Source organism: Vineibacter terrae (genome assembly GCF_008039615.1).
In the GTDB taxonomy this organism is placed as follows: Bacteria; Pseudomonadota; Alphaproteobacteria; order Reyranellales; family Reyranellaceae; genus Vineibacter; species Vineibacter terrae.
Genome location: NZ_VDUZ01000001.1, coordinates 69,447 through 86,882, shown reverse-complemented (window position 1 = coordinate 86,882; position 17,436 = coordinate 69,447). Strand labels below are relative to the sequence as shown.

At 69.1% G+C, this 17,436-nt stretch carries 15 protein-coding genes; 7 read left to right on the top strand and 8 right to left on the bottom strand.

Annotation, left to right across the window (positions count from 1 at the left end; genetic code table 11):
• Positions 1-99 precede the first annotated feature (99 nt).
• Genes crcB through FHP25_RS00420 form a run of 3 tightly spaced genes read left to right on the top strand, consistent with a single transcriptional unit; the run spans position 100 to position 1,273 of the window.
• The gene (crcB, locus tag FHP25_RS00430) at positions 100-492 is read left to right on the top strand and encodes a fluoride efflux transporter CrcB (protein WP_147844902.1); all 393 of its coding nucleotides are present in this window, start codon (positions 100-102) and stop codon (positions 490-492) included.
• A gap of 26 nt (positions 493-518) precedes the next feature.
• Entirely contained in the window at positions 519-902 is a 384-nt protein-coding gene (locus FHP25_RS00425) for a CrcB family protein (protein ID WP_147845155.1), read from the top strand.
• 26 nt (positions 903-928) lie between these two features.
• The gene (locus FHP25_RS00420; protein WP_147844901.1) at positions 929-1,273 is read left to right on the top strand and encodes a DUF190 domain-containing protein; all 345 of its coding nucleotides are present in this window, start codon (positions 929-931) and stop codon (positions 1,271-1,273) included.
• Positions 1,274-1,336: 63 nt separating this feature from the next.
• Here the strand turns inward: FHP25_RS00420 and FHP25_RS00415 are convergent, their stop codons facing one another.
• From FHP25_RS00415 to FHP25_RS00400, 4 genes are all read right to left on the bottom strand, one after another.
• Complete coding sequence (locus FHP25_RS00415; protein ID WP_178133183.1) at positions 1,337-1,960, bottom strand: YceI family protein; 624 nt, start codon at positions 1,958-1,960, stop codon at positions 1,337-1,339.
• Between the two features lie 159 nt (positions 1,961-2,119).
• Positions 2,120-2,710, bottom strand: a complete 591-nt coding sequence (locus tag FHP25_RS00410; protein ID WP_178133182.1) for a YceI family protein — start codon at positions 2,708-2,710, stop codon at positions 2,120-2,122.
• 15 nt (positions 2,711-2,725) lie between these two features.
• On the bottom strand, positions 2,726-3,289 hold the full coding sequence (locus tag FHP25_RS00405) for a cytochrome b (RefSeq protein ID WP_147844899.1): 564 nt from the start codon (positions 3,287-3,289) through the stop codon (positions 2,726-2,728).
• Positions 3,290-3,391: 102 nt separating this feature from the next.
• Positions 3,392-4,687, bottom strand: coding sequence for an NAD(P)/FAD-dependent oxidoreductase (locus tag FHP25_RS00400; RefSeq protein WP_147844898.1), 1,296 nt, complete (start codon positions 4,685-4,687; stop codon positions 3,392-3,394).
• 185 nt (positions 4,688-4,872) lie between these two features.
• On the opposite strand from FHP25_RS00400, the gene FHP25_RS00395 reads away from it, so the two are divergent.
• Positions 4,873-5,565: a response regulator gene (locus FHP25_RS00395; RefSeq protein WP_147844897.1), complete on the top strand. Its 693-nt coding sequence runs from the start codon at positions 4,873-4,875 to the stop codon at positions 5,563-5,565.
• Positions 5,562-6,953 (top strand): sensor histidine kinase, encoded by a 1,392-nt coding sequence (locus FHP25_RS00390; RefSeq protein WP_147844896.1) that lies wholly within the window; start codon positions 5,562-5,564, stop codon positions 6,951-6,953. The genes FHP25_RS00395 and FHP25_RS00390 overlap by 4 nt, the downstream gene beginning before the upstream one ends.
• Before the next feature lie 26 nt (positions 6,954-6,979).
• Here FHP25_RS00390 and FHP25_RS00385 read toward each other — a convergent pair whose 3' ends face one another.
• Entirely contained in the window at positions 6,980-8,080 is a 1,101-nt protein-coding gene (locus FHP25_RS00385; protein ID WP_147844895.1) for an adenylate/guanylate cyclase domain-containing protein, read from the bottom strand.
• Between the two features lie 2 nt (positions 8,081-8,082).
• The gene (locus tag FHP25_RS00380; protein ID WP_147844894.1) at positions 8,083-9,087 is read right to left on the bottom strand and encodes a threonine/serine dehydratase; all 1,005 of its coding nucleotides are present in this window, start codon (positions 9,085-9,087) and stop codon (positions 8,083-8,085) included.
• Positions 9,088-9,285: 198 nt separating this feature from the next.
• On the opposite strand from FHP25_RS00380, the gene FHP25_RS00375 reads away from it, so the two are divergent.
• Both FHP25_RS00375 and FHP25_RS00370 read left to right on the top strand, forming a co-directional pair.
• Entirely contained in the window at positions 9,286-10,707 is a 1,422-nt protein-coding gene (locus FHP25_RS00375; protein WP_147844893.1) for an enoyl-CoA hydratase/isomerase family protein, read from the top strand.
• A gap of 11 nt (positions 10,708-10,718) precedes the next feature.
• Complete coding sequence (locus FHP25_RS00370) at positions 10,719-11,093, top strand: hypothetical protein (protein WP_147844892.1); 375 nt, start codon at positions 10,719-10,721, stop codon at positions 11,091-11,093.
• 159 nt (positions 11,094-11,252) lie between these two features.
• Here FHP25_RS00370 and FHP25_RS00365 read toward each other — a convergent pair whose 3' ends face one another.
• Positions 11,253-12,854, bottom strand: a complete 1,602-nt coding sequence (locus FHP25_RS00365; protein WP_147844891.1) for a hypothetical protein — start codon at positions 12,852-12,854, stop codon at positions 11,253-11,255.
• A gap of 151 nt (positions 12,855-13,005) precedes the next feature.
• Complete coding sequence (locus FHP25_RS00360; RefSeq protein ID WP_147844890.1) at positions 13,006-17,418, bottom strand: cytochrome P450; 4,413 nt, start codon at positions 17,416-17,418, stop codon at positions 13,006-13,008.
• Positions 17,419-17,436 lie beyond the last annotated feature (18 nt).

Here is a 17,436-nt window from a genome sequence, read left to right as displayed (position 1 = left end):
GCGTCGCCAAGGCACTTGCTGCGGCGCGCATCCATATCGGAACCGCCGGTTCATGGTAGCGTGCGACAGCCTTCACGGAAGCGGGACAGGTGGCCGGTGATGGATGTGGTCGGGTGTGCTTTCGTTCTCATCGGCGGCTTTCTGGGCGGTGTCCTTCGCTTTGCGATATCCGGTGCCGTGGCGCGCACGGTGGGCGAGACATTTCCCTGGGGGACGCTGGTTGTGAACGTGACGGGTGATTTCGTCATCGGCAGCCTAGCAGGGATGATCTCGGCGGTCGGCGGCATCATGGCGACAGCCTATTTCCGGGATTTCGCAGTCGTCGGCCTGCTCGGCGGCTACACGACGGTTTCGTCGTTCGCCCTTCAGACGCTCAACCTGGTGGTGGAAGGCGAGGGGCGTCGCGCTTGGGGCAATGTCGGGCTTTCAGTGGCGCTCGGCCTGCTGGCCGTGGGCACCGGGTTCTGGCTGGCCAGCCAGCTTTTCGGCTGACGAAGCGCAGGAGGAATCCGGTCGTGATGCTCTATCTTGCCGTGGGATGCGGCGCTGCGATCGGTGCGCTGTGTCGCCACCTCTCGGGGCCGATGATCCTTTCGCTGTCAGGTTTGGGTCCGCTTTGGGCGACAGGTTTCGTGAACGTGGCGGGGTCGTTCATCATAGGTCTGTTTGCCACGCTCACGGGCCCCGATGGCCGGCTGCTCGTGCGGCCTGCGAGCCGTCAGTTCGTGATGAGCGGCTTCTGCGGCGGTTTCACGACGTTCTCGGCCATGAGCCTCGATGCCTTCAGCCTGGCATCGCATGGGCGCATCGTTCCGGCAGGCCTCTATCTCAGCCTGTCGGTCGCGTTGTCCCTGGCTGCGGTCTGGCTCGGTCGCGGACTTGGCCTGCGCATCAACGCCTAGGCGTCGACCGCCCAGGGAGGAAGGTCATGCAGCTTCCAGAAGAATCGGTCCTGCTGCGGATTTTCATCGGCGAGGACGACCGGGCCGACGGCCAGCCGCTCTACGAAGCCATCGTGGTCAAGGCGCGCGAGATGCACATGGCCGGTGCTACCGTGCTGCGTGGCCCGCTCGGCTTCGGGCGGTCGAGCCGCCTGCACACGGCCAAGATCCTGCGCCTGTCGCAGGACCTGCCGATCGTGGTCGAGATCGTCGACGCGCCCGACAAGATCAATGCCTTCATCCCGGCGCTGCTGGGGATGACCCCCAGCTGCCTGATCACCACCGAGAAAGTCAGGGTCATCCGCTATGGCGAGGGCGAGGAGACCCGGTGACGGCGGGGGGATCCCAGCGACGGCTGGGACCGCGCCCGCCAGTCCTGTGGTTTCGACTGTCGCTCAGGTCTTGCAGCTGGGCGACTCGGCGGCCTCGCCTTCGCAGCGCACGGCCTCGACGTCGATCAGCAGCACGATCTCGTCGCCGATGGCGGGCGCGAACTTGGTCATGCCGAAATCGGAGCGCTTGATCTTGCCGCGCGCGCTGAAGCCGGCGGTCAGCACCTTCTTGTAGGCCGGGAAGGGGTGCTCGGCCATGCGCGTGAAGGTGACGTCGAGCGTGACCGGCTTGGTGACGCCCAGCATGGTCAGCTCGCCGGTCATGCGGCCCGTGGCCTCGCCTGTCTTCTCGATCTTCGTCGACTTGAAGGTCATGGTCGGGAACTTTTCGGCGTCGAAGAAGTCGGCCGTGCGCAGGTGCTTGTCGCGGGCCTCATAGTTGGTGTCGACGCTCTTGGTCTGGATCGTGGCCGACACCGTGCTGGTCTCGGGCTTGTCCTTGTCGAAGGTGATCTCGCCGGCCGCATCGTTGAAGCGGCCGTGGACCGTCGAGAAGCCGATATGGCCGACCTGGAAGCCGACATGGATGTGGCTGCGGTCGAGCTTCAGCTTGACCGGATCGGCCAGCGCCGGGGCAGCCGCGAACGCAACGCCGGCGGCAAGGAACAGCGATGTCATCAGACGCATGAGGAACCTCCTTGTTTGGATGGTGCTGGGAGCGCGCCACCGCGGGCGGGCATGCCCGCCCTGAACTGGCGCACCGGCACACGGCGCCGGATAACGAGCGGTGTGGGAGGAGCCGGCCCTTCGGGCCGGTGCGCCACTGCAGTGGCGCGCTCCCGGCGCTCACTTGGCGCGTGTTGCGATGATCTCGAGGACGACGGCGACTTCATTGGGCACGGCATCGGTCGCCTTCCAGTCGCGCTGGCCGACGCCGTAGTCGAGCCGCCTGATGTCGACGCGGCCGCGGGCCGTGGCGCGGAGCTGGCCTGGCGTGGTCGGATCGTCGGCGATGGCGAGCGTGAAGGGCAGCGCCAGGTCCTTCGACAGGTCGCGGATGGTGAGCTTGCCGTCGGCGCGGTATTTGCCCTCGCCCTCGCTGATCACCTTGTCGGCGACGAAGCGTGCGGCCGGAAACGCGCGGGCGGCCAGCAGGTCCTCGCCCAGCATCGCCTCGTCGATGTCCTTGGTGCCAGTGGCGCCGCTGGGGATGGCCACGGTGATGTCGATCCGGGCGTTGGCCAGGTCGGATGGGTCGAGCACGATGGAGCCGCTGAACTTGCCGAAGCGGCCCTTGACCGGCACGCCCATCTGCTTGGTCTCGAAGGTGAGCCGGCTGGCCTCGGCGTCGACCGCCCAGGGATCGGCCGGACCGGCAAGGACCGGGGAGGCGGCCAGCAGGCCCAGCAGGGCGACGCCGCTACGGGTGATGAGCACGGACCACTCCATCATTCATCTGGCAAAAGGCAGCATGCGCCGCAGTACGCCGTCGCGGCGCAGCACGTCATGCCGGATCACGGCCGCGATGTGGATGACGACCACCGCGATCAGCAGGCGCGACAGGATGTGATGGGTCGTCTGCAGCGCTTTGAACAAGGCCTCGTCCTTGCCGACGAGATCGGGCAGCTGCCAGACGCCGAACCACACCACCGGGATGCCGGCGGCCGAGCTCATGGTCCAGCCCGTGAGCGGCATCGCCAGCAGCAGCGCATAGAGCGCGGCATGGCCCCATGGCGCCAGCCGGCGGTCGAGCGGCGTGAGCGTGCCGGGCAGGGATGGCGGCGGCCGCAGATGCCGCCACACGATGCGCAGCAGCGTGAGCGCCAGCACGGTGATGCCGGCCCATTTGTGCCAGGAATACACCTTGGCCTTCTGCAGGCTGATCGGCAGCCCCACCATCCACAGGCCCAGGCCCAGCATGCCGATCACGAGCAGAGCCGTGAGCCAGTGCAAAGCCTTGGCGGTCGGGTCGTAGGCGGATGCGGTGGCCGGTTGAGGGGGAGGTGTCCCGGTCATTATTTGCTGCGCTGCGACAGAGAAGGCCGAGCCGTAGCAAAAAGAAACCAGGTCGACACCTGACAATAAGTTGATGACATGCTGCGTTGCGGCATGCCGATGTCACACCTCGCGCGCGTCGCGGCGGCGGTACATCCACAGCATGAAGCGGGCCAGCCTTCTGGCCAGCGCATGGGCTGGGATCGGTTGCAGCGGCGTCACGGGCAGCGCCAGCTCGTCGAGGCGGGCGTGGCCGGCGGCCCAGCGCGCCAGCTCGGGTCCCATGGCGGTGGCCAGCGCCACGCCGCGGCCGTTGCAGCCGATCCAGGTGGCGATGCCGGGCGCCAGCTCGTGCAGGCGCGGGAAATAGTCGGCGGTCATGCCGACATAGCCGCACCACAGATGATCGAACGTAATCGTGCCGAGCTGCGGGAAAAGGCGCTGCAGCCGCGCCGCCACGTGCGCCCGCAGGCGCCGGTCCAGGTCGCCGCGCCACAGCAGCGGCGCGCCGGTCACCAGACGATGGTCGTGGGTATAGCGGCAGAAATGCAGGTCGCCGCGCGTGTCGCTCATCGCCTGCCGGCCGGGCAGCAGGCTCTTGCGCAAATTGTCCGACAGGGGCTGCGTCGCCATCTGGAAGCTGAAGACGGGGACCACCTCGCGCTTCAGCCCGGGCCACAGGTCGTCGCTGTAGGCGTTGGTGGCGATGACGACGCGGCCGGCGCGCAGCGCGCCGGCCGGCGTGCGCACCTGCCAGCCGCCGTCGGGCAGGCGCTCGATCGATCGCGCCGGCGAGCGGGTGAAGACCGCGGCGCCTTTGCCGGTCGCGGCCCGTGCCAGGCCGCGCGCGAAGGCGAGCGGGTTGATGTGGCCGCCGCTGCGGTTGAGCCAGGCGCCGCAATAGGCATCGCTGCCCAGAAGGGACGCGGTCTGCTGCCGATCGAGCAGCGCCACCGGCGCGCCCAGCGCCTGCCATTCCTTGAAGCGGCGCTCGGCGACCTTGGCGACGCGGCCCGGCGTGTGGGCTGGCTGGATCCAGCCGGATTGCTCGGCAGCGCAGTCGATGTCGTGGCGCCGCACCAGATCGAACACGGTCTGGGCCGAGTCGCGCACCAGGCCGGCGAAGCGTTGCCCGCGTTCCTGGCCGAACTTCGCCACCATGGCCGACGGATCGGCGCGGCTCATGGTCGGGATGACCTGGCCGTTGTTGCGGCCCGAGGCGCCCGAGCCGATCTCACCGGCCTCGACCACGGCGCAGGCCACGCCTGATTCGGCCAGATGCAGCGCCGTCGAGAGGCCGGAAAAGCCGCCGCCGACGATCGCGACGTCGACGTCCTTCCCACCCTCCAGCCGGTCGGTCGGCGGCGGCGCCGGTGCGGCGGCGGCCCAGAAGGAGGCGGAGAGATCCGTCGAGATCATGGTCGAGCCTAGCGATGCTACCTGCGGCTGTCATCCCGCGTCCGCTGCCACCGCGAATCCGGCGCTGCGGCATGCGGTATAAAAGGCATGTGGATCAGTGGCCTAAAATCCCTTCGCTGTGGTAAGGCTTTCGTCAGAGTTGGTTATCATGTTCCGACATCTCCTCCGGGCGATTAGGATCAGGCATGCGGCTGTTGCTGGTTGAAGACGAGGCCGAGCTGGCCCGTCTGGTGCGCGCGAACCTCACGCGCGAAGGGTTCGCCGTCGACGTGGCGCCGACCATAGATGAGGCGCGCTCGGCGACGACGACGGCGCGTTACGACGTCATCCTGCTCGACCTGTCGATGCCGGATGGCGATGGGCTGGACCTGCTGGCGTCATGGCGCCGGGCCGGCGACACCACGCCGGTGATCGCCGTGACTGCGCGCGACGCGATCGACGAGCGTGTGCAGGGGCTCAACTCCGGCGCCGACGACTATCTCGGCAAGCCCTATGCTCAAAGCGAGCTGGTAGCCCGCATCCGGGCGCTGCTGCGTCGCCCCAACGGCGCGCTCGGCATGCGCCTGAAGGCCGGCAACCTGGAATACGACGCCTCGACCAGCGCCGTCAGCGTCGGCGGTGACAGCCTGCCGCTGCCACGGCGTGAGCTCACCCTGCTCGAGCTGCTGATGCGGCGGGTCGGCCAGGTGGTGACGCGCCAGACGATCGAGAACGGCCTGTACGGCTTCGACGACGATGTCGACTCGAATGCCATGGAGGCCAGCGTCTCGCGGCTGCGCAAGCGGCTGGTGTCGGCCGGTGCGACGGTGAACATCCACACCGTGCGCGGTGTCGGCTACATGCTGACCGCCGACAAGCCAGCCACTGCGCTGCGATGAGCACAGTGGCAGGCTTGTCGGTCCGCCGGCGCCTGCTGCGGAACTTTTCGCTGCTGTTCATCGGCACCGTCACGGTGCTGTCGCTGTTCTATCTCTGGGCCTCGTGGAACAACCGCGATGCCGAGGCGGACGACGAGCTCGAGGAGGTCGCCTCCGTCGTCGTCGGCCGGGCGGAGCGCGGGCCTGACGGCAGGGTGAGGCTGCGGTTCGGCCAGAGGCGTCATGAGCGGTTGGCCGACGTCGCCGGCCTGCAGGTCTTCGTCTACGACCCCGCCAACAAGGAAACCCTGATCGAGCAGCCCTCGGGCATGCGCGCGGCGCTGCCGCTATCGCCCGAGATCGCCTGGAAATGGGCCTTCCTGGTGATCGACCGCAGCGGCGCGCCAGGCCAGCCGCGCCTGCAGCTTCTGCTGGCCACCGTGCAGACGCCGGCCGGCCCGCTGCGCGTCGCCGTCGGCCGTGACGAGCCGCAGGACACGCTGCAGCCCAAGTGGATCGCCTATACGGTGATGAGCGAGGTCCTGCCGGTGATCGGGCCGATCCTGCTGCTGGCCATCGGCATCGCGCTCTACACGCTCACCAACGCGCTGGCGCCCGTGGCCAAGGCGGCGGAGGAGGCCAACCGCATCACCGTCGACACAATGGGCAAGCGGCTGGACACGGCGGTGCCGGCCGAGATCCGGCCACTAGTCGACGCCTTCAATCGGGCGCTGGACCGCCTCGACGCCGGTTTCGCCGAGCAGCGCCGCTTCACAGCCAACGCCGCCCACGAGCTGCGCACGCCGCTGGCGCTGCTGCGGGCGCGGCTGGACGGCATGGCCGACACCGAATCCGCCGATGCTATCCGGCGCGACCTGGGGCGCATGACGCGCCTGATCGAGCAGCTCCTGGCGGTCTCGCGGCTGGATTCGCACATGCCGATGACCAAGGTGGATGTCGACCTGGTCGACGTCGCCGGCGACATCGTGGCGCGCATGGCGCCGCTGGCGGTGGCCGAGGACAAGCAGGTGTCGCTGACGGCGCCGGACCATCCCGTGCGCATCTACGGCAACGCCGATGCGCTCGGCGCCGCCGTGCGCAACCTGATCGAGAACGCGCTGCGCTTCACGCCCTCGGGCTCGGCCGTCGAGGTGGTGGTCGCCGACGGCCCGCATCTGCAGGTGCATGACGCGGGGCCCGGCATCCCGGACGAGGACCGGCCGCATCTCTTCGAGCGCTTTTGGCGCGGGCGCAACCGGCAGGGCGGCGCCGGCCTGGGCCTGGCGATCGTGGCCGAGGTCGTCGCCCAGCATGGCGGCCGCATCTCCGTGAACAGGAGCCCGATGGGCGGCGCGATGTTCGATGTCACTTTCGGCCCCCAGCCCCCACAACAGGCCGCGGCGGCCTGACGTATCTTTCCCGACCGTCGACCGTCCTATGCCAGCTCGAGCGCGGCGATCGGCAGCGGCCGCTGCTTGCCGCGCAGCTGCGCCGCCTGCAACGGGACGACGCGCAGGCCGGGCGGCAGCCGCAGATGGCCGGCGAGATCACCCGATACGACGATGTCGTGGCCACTGTCGCGCGCTACGTCGACCAGGCGGGCCGTGGTGTTGAGCGTGTCGCCGATGAAGGCGATCTCACGTTTCATCGTGCCCATTTCACCGCTGACGATGTCGCCGGCATGCAGCGCGGCGCGAAACGACGGCACGAAGCCGAAGCGCGCCCGATAGGCATCGGCATGGCGCTCGATGCGGCGCGCGATGCCGAACGGGCAGAGCGCGCAGCGTGCGCCGCGCAGGGCCTTGGCCTCGGTCCAGGTCAGGATCACCTCGTCGCCGATATATTTGTGGATCTCGGCGCCATGGTCGTAGGCGGCACCGGCGATGTCGTTGAAGAACATGTTCAGGATCTGATGGAATTGCAGGTCGCCCAGCCGCTCGGCGGCAGCGGTCGAGGCCTTCATGTCGACCATCAGGAACACCCGCCGCTCCTGTCGCGGCCGCGCATAGCGGCCGGTCAGCAGGCGGCGCAGCTCGCGGAAGCCGACGAGGCGGCCGATCTCGATCGCGACATTGGCGATCAACGACATGGCGCCGGCGAACAGCAGGATCTCGAAGAACCGCGCGTCGAAGCCGAACGACTGCGGATTGATGGGATGAAACAGCAGCCGCGTCAGCTGGATCGTGGCCACGAAGAAGGCGACATAGGCCGCCAGCTTGGCCAGGAAGAACGCCCAGAACGGCCACTGCCGCATCCGCTGCACGAGACGCGAGCGGGCGCCGGCGAGCTCCAGCCAGATCACCGGCACCGATGCCAGCAACGAGTTGACGATGCCCTGCAGGCCGCTCAGCCAATGGCCGCCGGCATCATTGTCGTCGGCCCCGGTCCAGCCGAACGCGAAGCTGGCGACGGCGACGACCGTCACGATGCCGGCGATGGTGCGCCACTCGGCCCGGCGCCGGTTGCGGTCCTCCTCATCGAGCACCGCCAGGCCCGGCGACGCGGACGAATGGCCGGACGTCGTCGGCGCCGTCATGGTCAGGCCGTCCGGCGCGCGGCCGTGGCCAGCGCGGCGCGGAACACCTCGCCGTCGACATTGCCGCCGGAGCACACCACGCACACGGTGCGGCCCTGGATGGGCAGCGCGCCGTTGAGGACGCAGGCCAGCCCGACGGCACCGCCCGGCTCGACCACCAACTTGAACTCGCGGAACGCCAGCTCCATGGCGCCGGCGACCTCGTCATCGGTCGCCACCAGGCTGCCGTCCAGGTTCTTGCGCGCCAGGGCGAAGGTGTAGTTGCCGGGGCAGGGGGCCAGCAGCGCGTCGCAAAAGGAGCCGACGAGGCGCTCGTTGCGCTGGATCGTGCCGGTGGCCAGCGAGCGTGCCAGATCATCGAAGCCGGCCGGCTCGGCGGCGAAGCACTGCGTCCCGGGGCTGATGGCCTTCACCGCCGTGGCGATGCCGCTCGACAGCCCGCCGCCGCTGCACGGCGCGATGACGGCGTCCAGGCTGGCGCCGGCGGACTGCGCCTGATCGACGATCTCGGGTCCGATCGTGCCTTGGCCTGCGATGATCCAGGGATGGTCGTAGGGCGGGATGGCCGTCCTGCCCTCGCGCTCGGCCAGCCCGCGCGCGATGGCCTCGCGATCATCCTTGATGCGGTCGTAGGTCACGACGTGGGCGCCGCTGGCCCGCGTGTTGGCGACCTTGATCGCCGGCGCATCGATGGGCATCACGATGGTGGCCGGCGTGCCCAGCAGCCGCGCCGCCTCGGCGACGCCCTGGGCGTGGTTGCCGGACGACCAGGCGACGATGCCGGCGCGGCGCTGATCCGGGCTGAGCTGGCTGATGAAGTTGTAGGCGCCGCGGAACTTGAACGAGCCGGTGCGCTGCAGGGGCTCGGCCTTGATCAGCAGGCGGCCGCCGAGCCGGTCGTTGACCCTGGGGTTCTCCAGCAGCGGCGTGCGGATCGTGGCGGCTTCGATGCGCTGGGCGGCGGCTTCGATATCGGCGTAGGCGGGAAGGGGCAGGTCGCTGCTCATCTCTCGGGTCCGGTGACAGGGCGGGTGGCACCTTAGCATGTCCGGGCGCAGGTCCTTGCCGCGGCGCGGCCATCAGAATTGGCATATCCACGCTGCTGTCCCGAGCCTGTCGAGGGACACGTGACAGTCCGGCTTGACCTGCCTTGCCGCAGCCTGTTCAGTCCGCCATGTCGAGCGCAGGACCGGGGAGAGCCTTATATGACGGTGATGGAAGCCGATTTGGCGCAGCGCGAGGAGGACAAGCGGGCGCTGCTGGCCGCCGGGATGGACGGCACACGCGCCCAGGCCTGGATCGCAGCGCGGCCGGCGGCGCTGTCCAGCTTCGCCGCCGATCGCGTTTCCCATGGCCGTTATTGGGAGCTGGGCCGCGACCTGCTGGCCAGCATGCCGCGGCCGCCGTCGCGCTCCGAGGCGGAGCAGCTGGCCGCCGCGCGGCTGCTGCAGGCCGGCCGCGACACGCGCCGGCGCTTCATGGCGGCGCATGCGCTCGACGTCTATCGCGCCCTGACCGATGGCATGCGGACCTTCGTGCGCGTCGAGGCGCTGGTCGTGGCCGCTGCCCGCCTCGTGCCGGGCCTGTGCCCGACGCCGGCCGAGATCGCGGTCGAGGCGGAGGGCAAGCAGGGCGAGAAGGACGGCATCGAGATCGACCAGGGCATCTTCTGCCATGCCATCCTGGCGCGGCCCGATACCGGCATGCATCTGTGCCATGCCATGCTGCTGCCGCGTGTCGAAGCGCGCGAGCGCCTGGCGGAGCTGCAGGCGGCCGGCCGGGTCGACCTCACCTATGCCGAGGTGGAGCGCAAGGGCAAGGCGTCCTACGTCACGCTGAAGAATCCACGCTACCTCAACGCCGAGGACGACGTCACCATGGACCCGCTGGAGATCGCGGTCGACCTGGCGCTGCTCGATCCCGAGACCGAGGTCTGCGTCATGCGCGGCGGCCTCGTCGAGCATCCGAAATACAAGGGCCGCCGCATCTTCCAGGCCGGCATCAACCTGACTCACATCTACTATGGCAAGATCCCGTATCTCTGGTACGTGCGCCGCGACATGGGCTGGGTGAACAAGGTGCTGCGCGGCCACGCCAGCGAGCTGATCTCGCCCGACGAGGTCACCGGGGAGACACACGAGAAGCTGTGGATCGCCCAGCTCGACACGTTCGCGATCGGCGGCGGCTGCCAGGCCCTGCTCGTCATGGACTACAACATCGCCGGCGCCGACGCCTACATGACCCTGCCGGCGCGCAAGGAAGGCATCATCCCCGGCATGGCCAACCTGCGGATGTGGCGCTTCGTGGGCGACCGCATCACGCGCCAGGCGATCCTCTACGAGCGCGGCCTGCCCTGCGACAGCGACGAAGGCCGGCTGATCATCGATCGTATCGTGCCGCCGGACCAGACCGACGCCGCGGTGGCCGAGGTGGTCGAAGGGCTGACCAGCTCCGGCGTCGTGAGCGCGCGCGGCAACCGGGTCGCCATCCGCGCCTCGCAGGAGCCGCTCGACCTGTTCCGCCGCTATGCCGCGGTCTATGCGCGCGAGCAGGCGCTGTGCCATTTCAGCCCGGCGCTGATCGCCAACCTCGAACGGCACTGGAACGCCGCACAGCGCAAGATGTGAGCGGCAGCGGCATGGACAGCATCCCGGCCGCGCTGGCCGACCCGGCGACGCGTGACCTCTATCTTGCGGCCTGCATCGCCGTTCTGGTGCTGCCGGTCATCGCAATCACCTGGTGGTATCACGCCAACATCCGCAAGACCCGCGGCGGGCGCGACCTGATGCGGCGGCAGAACGACGTAGGCGTCAGCCGACATCCCGCCGATGCGGGCCGCATGCTGCGCGAGGCGCTCGATATGAGCCGCGACATCGAGGCGGACGCCTATGGCGGGCATGCGCGGCGGATGCAGCATCGGGTCTATGCAATGATGGGCCTCTGGCTGGTCGTGGTCGGCGCGATGTTCGGCATCCTGATCTGGGCCGATGAGGTGAACCGCACGCTGCCGTAGGTCTCATGCTTCCTCTCCCGCTTTGCGGGAGAGGAAGGGGCCCATCGCGAAGCGATGGGAAGGAGAGGGCCTAAGGACGAGGCGCCTCGTGTGGGGGCCCTCACCCGCCGCGCGCTGCGCGCGCGTCGACCTCTCCCGCATGCGGGAGAGGTGAACACGCTATTGCAGGCCGGCGAGTCCGAGGCCTTCGCCGAAGCGCCGGCCGGCTTCGAGGAAGTCGCCGTACTTGCGGTGCCGGGCGGTGTGCTGGGCGCAGGCCAGCAGCAGCCAGTCGCGACCGGGCGCCTGGTTGCGGCGATGGTCGTCGAGCAGGCACTGCGCGATCTCCTGGTTGTGCGGGTCATTGCCGATCCGCGAGGCGACCAGGGCAAGGCGCGTGATCAGGGGCGCACGGTCGGCGCCGCTGTCGAGATAGGCCTGGGTCCAGCCGACCGCCTGGGGACCGTCAAGCGCCAGGATCGCCGCGTCGATGCGGTCCAGAACCTCGCCGGCCGCCATCTTGGCGGCGCCGGCCGGCGCCCGCACGGCGGCGGGCTGCATGTCGCCGGTGTGGCGCTGGTGCCAGGCGTTGCGGTTGAGGAAGGACGCCGCGACGTAGAGCAGCTTCAGCCGCTGCTTGTGCTGGAAGGTGTCGTAGAACCAGCCCAGCGTGCTGCAGTACTCCGCGCAATGCTGCGGGATGGAGAAGTTGATGTCGTCCTGGGTGCGCACCAGCACCTGCGCGGCGCCGATCTGCAGCACGTCCAGGATCTGCCGCGGCCCCTTGCCGGCCAGCAGCAGGGCGCTGATGCGCTCGATATACGCCGGCTCGGGCTGGTTCAGGACAGCATCGATCAGGCCGGCCGCCTCGTCGGCATCGAGCGGCGTCGTGCTCGCCAGCATGGCGCGCTCGCGCGCCGTCGTGCCGCTGTAGGGCACGGCGTGCAGCGCCTGGCCTTCGAGGTAGACCGTGACGGCGTTGCAGGCCATCTCGTAGGTCGAGTACCAGCGCGGGCCGACGGCGATGTCCAGCGCGCCGGCATAGACGATATCGCGCGCGTTCTCCCAGCCGATCGCGTCGCCCAGCTCGACCGTGGAGCGGGCGCGGAAGGATTTGTGGCCGGTGGTGTAGGAGCGGTTCTGGAACGCCCGGTCCTGCACATCGATCAGGCCGGCGAAGACCAGCTCGGCCAGCACGTCGCGGCGCTGCGCCGGATCCTGCATCAGGCCGAGGAACACGCGGTAGGCCTCGATCACGTGGCCGCGATGCACCAGGGTCATCCAGTGCCCCAGCCGCTCCCCGAGGCTGCCGTCGATCGCCAGCGGCTCCTGGTCGGGCCAGTAGACGACCGGCGCCGGCGGCGGCCCGGGCGGCTGCTGGAAGCCGCGCGCGTAGTGGCCGGGCGCCTTGACTATCTTCTGGTTCCAGATGTCGAGCCCGGTGGGGATGTACCAGATGGTCTGCGCCATCGGCAGGCCGGCGAGCGGCGCCGGCAGCATGCGCGCCAGGTTGAGCGTGGCGCGTGCGCTCAGCAGGCAATGGTCGTTGTTGACGAAGTTGACGTACCCGTCGTCGATGCGCTCGTGATACGGCACGTGCGTGTAGGGCGCGTGGATGCGTACCGCCTGCGCCAGCAGCTCGTTGAGCGGCCGGCCGGCGCGCACGAGATCGTAGTAGATGCGGCTGGCGCCGACCTGGTCGCGCTGCAGGATGCGGTCTTCCAGCGCCGCATAGAGTGTGTCGGCGCCGTGGGCGCGCGGGGACGCGACTGCCGTGGCCATGTGCGACCTCCCGATGGCCGCCCGTGCCGCATCGGCGTGGGCGGTCCGGGAAGGTTAAGGCCGACCCGCAACGGCGTGCAAGGCGCCTCCGGCAAGGCCGTACCGACGGCAATGCATGCGTCGCCGGCACCCCCGGCGCCGGCCGGCAGCCTTACAGGTCGATCATGAAGCGGATGGCGGCATGGCTGGGCATGAAGAAATAGCCGCCGGCACGCACGGTGACGAAGCTCTGCATGCCCCTCAGCACCACCGCGCCGGCGGGCGTGGGTATGGTGAAGACGCGCTGCTGACAGGGTACGTCCGGTGCCGTGATCGGGTCCGGCTCGTCATTCAGGCCATGGAACGAGGGCGAGCCGATCCATGATTGCTGGATGAACTCGAACTGGCGCTCCAGATCGGCGCAGACACCCACGAACAGCAGGCCCTTCTCTTCGCGCTTCTGCTCGTCGGCGGGGGTGACGTAGCTGCGGCCGCGGCGCAGGAGGCGATGGCGGTTGGTGATGATGAGCTGCTTGGGGTCGCCCGGCTGCAGGCTGTCGCGCGGGTTGGCCCGCCTCGTGTGGGCGCCGAACGGACAGAAGAAGCCCTGCGGGTCTTCGATGCCGTAGTTGAAGTCGTTCGTCGGCTGGTCTTCGGTCTCGGCGCCGCGGCGGCGGCGCCGGCGCTCGAGCTTGAACCGTGACTGGTCGGCCGGACGATCGATCAGCGGCGTGCCGTCGCGCCACCGGCCCATCATCTTGGCCGCGACCCAGTCGGGCGTGATCGGCCCGCCGACGAGGTCGGGCAGGTTGGCGTATTGCGCAAGCTCGGTCGCTTTCGCCTTGATGAAGCTGTCGAAGCCTTCGACATCCTGCTCGAGCTGGCGCAGCGCGATGAAGGTGCCGTTGCGTCCGAAATCGCGCGGCGCGTCGGTGGGCAGGGCCCGGAAGCGCGGGAAGCGCGACGTGATGGCCTGGTTGTCCGCCGGCAACAGGTTGCCGGGGTCGAAATCCGGCGGCATCGCGACGGTGGGCGGGAAGTAATCCTGGTTGTTGCGGTAGCCCAGGATCAGCTCGCCCGGCGCCACGATGTCGGCCGGCACCGCGCCCTTGGAGAAGCGCTGGGTGCCGCGGATCACCGGCTGCGAGATGCCGTCGCGATAGCCGAAATGCTCGTACTCGGTGCCCTTCGATACCGGCTCCGTGAGGATCACGTCGATGAATGCTTCGGCGCCCAGCTTGCGCTTGTGCGCCTCCAGCGTGCGGGCGCGCTTGGCGGCCGAATCGGCATAGATGAACAGCACCGCATCCGCCGCCGGCGGCGCCTGGCCGTCGGCGGCCGTGACATCGGCCCAGCGCCAGGCGTCCGGGGCCGAAGCCCCGACATCGCCCAGCACCCGGCTGCGATTGGCCATGCCGGTGACGAACGGCCCTGGGAAGGTCGCCATGCCTGCTTCCGGCACGCCGAGCTTCTTCAGCCCGGCGGCCGAGAACGCCACGAAGGTCGCGGTCCGGTGCCCGCTGGCATCCCGGGCTGGCGGCCGATCGCCGAAGGTGAGGGGCTCGATCCCGGACTCCGGCAACTGCTTCGGGTCCGTGCCGGACGGCAGCAGGTCGCGCAGCCATGCCTTGCTGTCCTGGACGTCGGCGGGCAGCCGCAGCACCACGCAGGCGGTGTGGGAAAGGTCGCTCAGGGCGCGGAAGACCATGGACTGGACTTCCATCGATTCGATGGCGTAGTCCGGCCGCGGCATCGAGCCGAAGCAGTCGAGCCAGGCCTGGGCCGCGCTGTCGGTGCGGGCGCGCATCAAGCCGTCATGGATCAGCGCGTTGATGCGGATCTGGTCGGTGGTCAGGTGCGGGAAGCGGCTGTACCAGAACTGGGTCGGAACCTGCTGGCGGCGCACCCAGCGCTTGAAGCGGTCGCCGTCCTGGGCACCGTCGAGGACCAGGAAGCGGGTGCGCGGGAAGCCCACGCCATTGCTCCAGGCCGCGCTCTGCCCCTGGTGTGCCTTGGTGATGAAGTCCTCGAGATAGCTCTCCCAGCTGCCGTCGTAGTTGGCCAGGAAGATCAGCTTCTCGCTGCCCGGCACGCGGAACCATTTGGCGTAGTGGATGGTGCCGATATTGACCACGAAGCCGGGACGATACTTGTGGGTCACCAGCTTGCCGATGCCCCACATGGCGAGCGCGGTGGTGAGCCGGCGGAACCAGCCCGGCTTGAGGTGGGTGACCGCCGTGATGTGGTTCTGCGCGAATCCGGGGTGGTTCTCGTTGACGGCGATCCGGCGCAGATGGGCCACAGACGGGTTCTGGTCATCGGGCTGGTCGCGCGTCTCGTGCCAGCGCAGCACGGCGAGGAAGATCGCCACGATCGTTCCGAACAGGAGGCCGGTCGCGACGATGCCGCCGACCAGCGCCAGCATGATCCGGCCGAGGCTGGCGACCGGCGATTCGAGCAGGTTGGAGATATCGAACGCGAGGCTCGAGCCCAGCGACCAGTCGACGACCACGGTCAGCATGGCGGCGACGGCCAGCGCCAGCACCCAGACGCGGCATGCCGAACGGGTGGTGGCGAATTCGAGCCAGGCCCCGGCCGCCGTGCGCTCCTTCCATTCCGACAGCGCCAGCCGCCGGCCGCTGGGGCGAAGCAGGAAGTCGGCGAACGCGTTGCCGCGGTCCAGCAGCTCCTGCAGGGCGGGATCGGTCGTCGCCTTGCGCACGAGATCGTCGTCCTGCTGGATCAGCTTGCGCACGTGGTCGACGATCCGGATCGGCCGGCTGCCGAACTCGAAATGCTCCCGTTGATGGGATTTGATCGCATCCCGGGCGAATGCCGCCAGCTTGTCCTGCCGGGTGATGTCGGCGACAGGGAAGTCCGGCGTGCCGTTGAAGTTCAGGCCGATCGCACCCCAGGGATAGGTCTGCAGGTTAAGCGCGTGGCGCGTCAGCAGCTCGCCCAGGGACACGCCGCCGCCGTCCTGCACGTGCTGGAAGATCGGTTCCAGCCATATCCCGGCATGGACCGCGACCTTGCCCAGCGCCACCTCGCGCGAGCCGTCGACATTGAGCTCCAGCAGCAGATGCGGCTTGGGCGCCTGCGCATCGCCGACGTCGATCACCGATAGCGATGCGAAATGCACGAGGCCGGTGTCGGTCAGGGTCGCGGCGATCTCGGGCCGCGCCGGATTGCCCAGAGCCTGGATCTGATCGCGACAGTGATCGATCATGCCCGGCACCACCGGCGCGCAGACCACCACCATGGTCTGGCTGGCCGGTGTCGCAGCGTCGAACACCATGTCGAGCCGGCGCGGGAACGGACCGACCGAGGTCAGCTTGCCGCCCGCGTCGGGGGCCGTCCTCAGGCCAGGCTGCGACAGCAGGATCTGGAAGATGTCGGTCATCTGCTCGGTGGCGAGGTACTTGCCCAGGCAGGCGTGCTCGCCCCATCCGAACATCAGATCGGGCTGCATCGACCGGTCCGTCCGGAAGCGCGTCGGCGTCTCGAACTTGCGCCCGTCGCGCAGGGCCGACATGGTCGCCACCATCAGGACCGACTTGGCCCGAACCTTGGTCTTGCCGATGGTGGTGTCCTGCTTGGCATAGCGCCATTGACCCGGCGCCAGGGCCGGGTTGAGGCGACCGGCCTCGAGCAGGATCTTCCGCAGGCCGTCGCGGTCGCCGGCCCGCGCCTTCTCCTTGGCCTGGGCCAGCGCGTCGGGGCGCCGCAGCAGCTCCAGCAGGATCTTGGGTGCCGCCAGGCCCGTGGTCGGGATGAAGCCGGTCGCCAGGCCGACAAGGATCGCCCGGATCTCGCCGTCGCTGGGCACGTTCTGCGTCGGTGATGCGAGCTGGATGGCCACCAGGCGGTCGACGACGGCGTCGGGCCGCGGGTGCGTCTGCGCCCGCGCTTGCGCCTGCTTGATCGCACGGTCGATCACCGTGTGCAGTCGCGCAGCTCCCGCCAGCGCCGTCTGCCGCGTCGCCTCCTTGCCGAACGGATCGGCGAACAGCAGCGCCGACAGCGCCAGCGTGCAATCGGCAAACAGATCGGGATCCTCGAGGTCGAGCCCGAAATACCGGCCGCAGGTCTCGGCGGTCACCCGCGAGAACAGATCCTGCATGACGTTGAGCCGGCCGCCCGATCCGGCGATCAACGCCTTGGTCACGTAGCGCGTGTAGGCGCAGATGACCGGGACGTCATCGTGCCGCAGGACCTGGCGGATGATGGCGTTCTGCGCGGTGTGGGGGTCCCCCTCCATGCCGAGCGCGAAGTTCGCGCCGCCGGCCAGCTCGATCATCTCCGGGCCGTACGGCACCTCGAAGTCTCCGGGGCGACCCAGCACATCGGCCACATCGTCGTAGCGCGTGACCAGCACCAGCCGCCCGATCCGGGGCACGGGCCACACCGTGCGCAGGATGCGGAACACCACCGGCATCAGCCGGCTCACGACGCCCGAGATCAGGCGCTTGACGGTGCCGCTGCTGCCCAGCCCCTTCTTGAGATCGAAGGCGCTCGGCAGCCCGGGCGGCGTGGAGCGCGACTGCGCCGCGAGGATCTTGTCGTAGTATTTGAATGTCGGCATGTCCCACTCGCAAATCGC

Bases quoted from the DNA above. Each gene is read 5' to 3' on its own strand.
- FHP25_RS00395 (WP_147844897.1), top strand. From the start codon at position 4,873: ATGCGGCTGTTGCTGGTTGAAGACGAGGCCGAGCTGGCCCGTCTGGTG.
- FHP25_RS00400 (WP_147844898.1), bottom strand. From the start codon at position 4,687: ATGATCTCGACGGATCTCTCCGCCTCCTTCTGGGCCGCCGCCGCACCG.
- FHP25_RS00365 (WP_147844891.1), bottom strand. From the start codon at position 12,854: ATGGCCACGGCAGTCGCGTCCCCGCGCGCCCACGGCGCCGACACACTC.
- FHP25_RS00360 (WP_147844890.1), bottom strand. From the start codon at position 17,418: ATGCCGACATTCAAATACTACGACAAGATCCTCGCGGCGCAGTCGCGC.
- FHP25_RS00370 (WP_147844892.1), top strand. From the start codon at position 10,719: ATGGACAGCATCCCGGCCGCGCTGGCCGACCCGGCGACGCGTGACCTC.
- crcB (WP_147844902.1), top strand. From the start codon at position 100: ATGGATGTGGTCGGGTGTGCTTTCGTTCTCATCGGCGGCTTTCTGGGC.
- FHP25_RS00375 (WP_147844893.1), top strand. From the start codon at position 9,286: ATGACGGTGATGGAAGCCGATTTGGCGCAGCGCGAGGAGGACAAGCGG.
- FHP25_RS00405 (WP_147844899.1), bottom strand. From the start codon at position 3,289: ATGACCGGGACACCTCCCCCTCAACCGGCCACCGCATCCGCCTACGAC.
- FHP25_RS00425 (WP_147845155.1), top strand. From the start codon at position 519: ATGCTCTATCTTGCCGTGGGATGCGGCGCTGCGATCGGTGCGCTGTGT.
- FHP25_RS00420 (WP_147844901.1), top strand. From the start codon at position 929: ATGCAGCTTCCAGAAGAATCGGTCCTGCTGCGGATTTTCATCGGCGAG.
- FHP25_RS00385 (WP_147844895.1), bottom strand. From the start codon at position 8,080: ATGACGGCGCCGACGACGTCCGGCCATTCGTCCGCGTCGCCGGGCCTG.
- FHP25_RS00390 (WP_147844896.1), top strand. From the start codon at position 5,562: ATGAGCACAGTGGCAGGCTTGTCGGTCCGCCGGCGCCTGCTGCGGAAC.
- FHP25_RS00380 (WP_147844894.1), bottom strand. From the start codon at position 9,087: ATGAGCAGCGACCTGCCCCTTCCCGCCTACGCCGATATCGAAGCCGCC.
- FHP25_RS00415 (WP_178133183.1), bottom strand. From the start codon at position 1,960: ATGCGTCTGATGACATCGCTGTTCCTTGCCGCCGGCGTTGCGTTCGCG.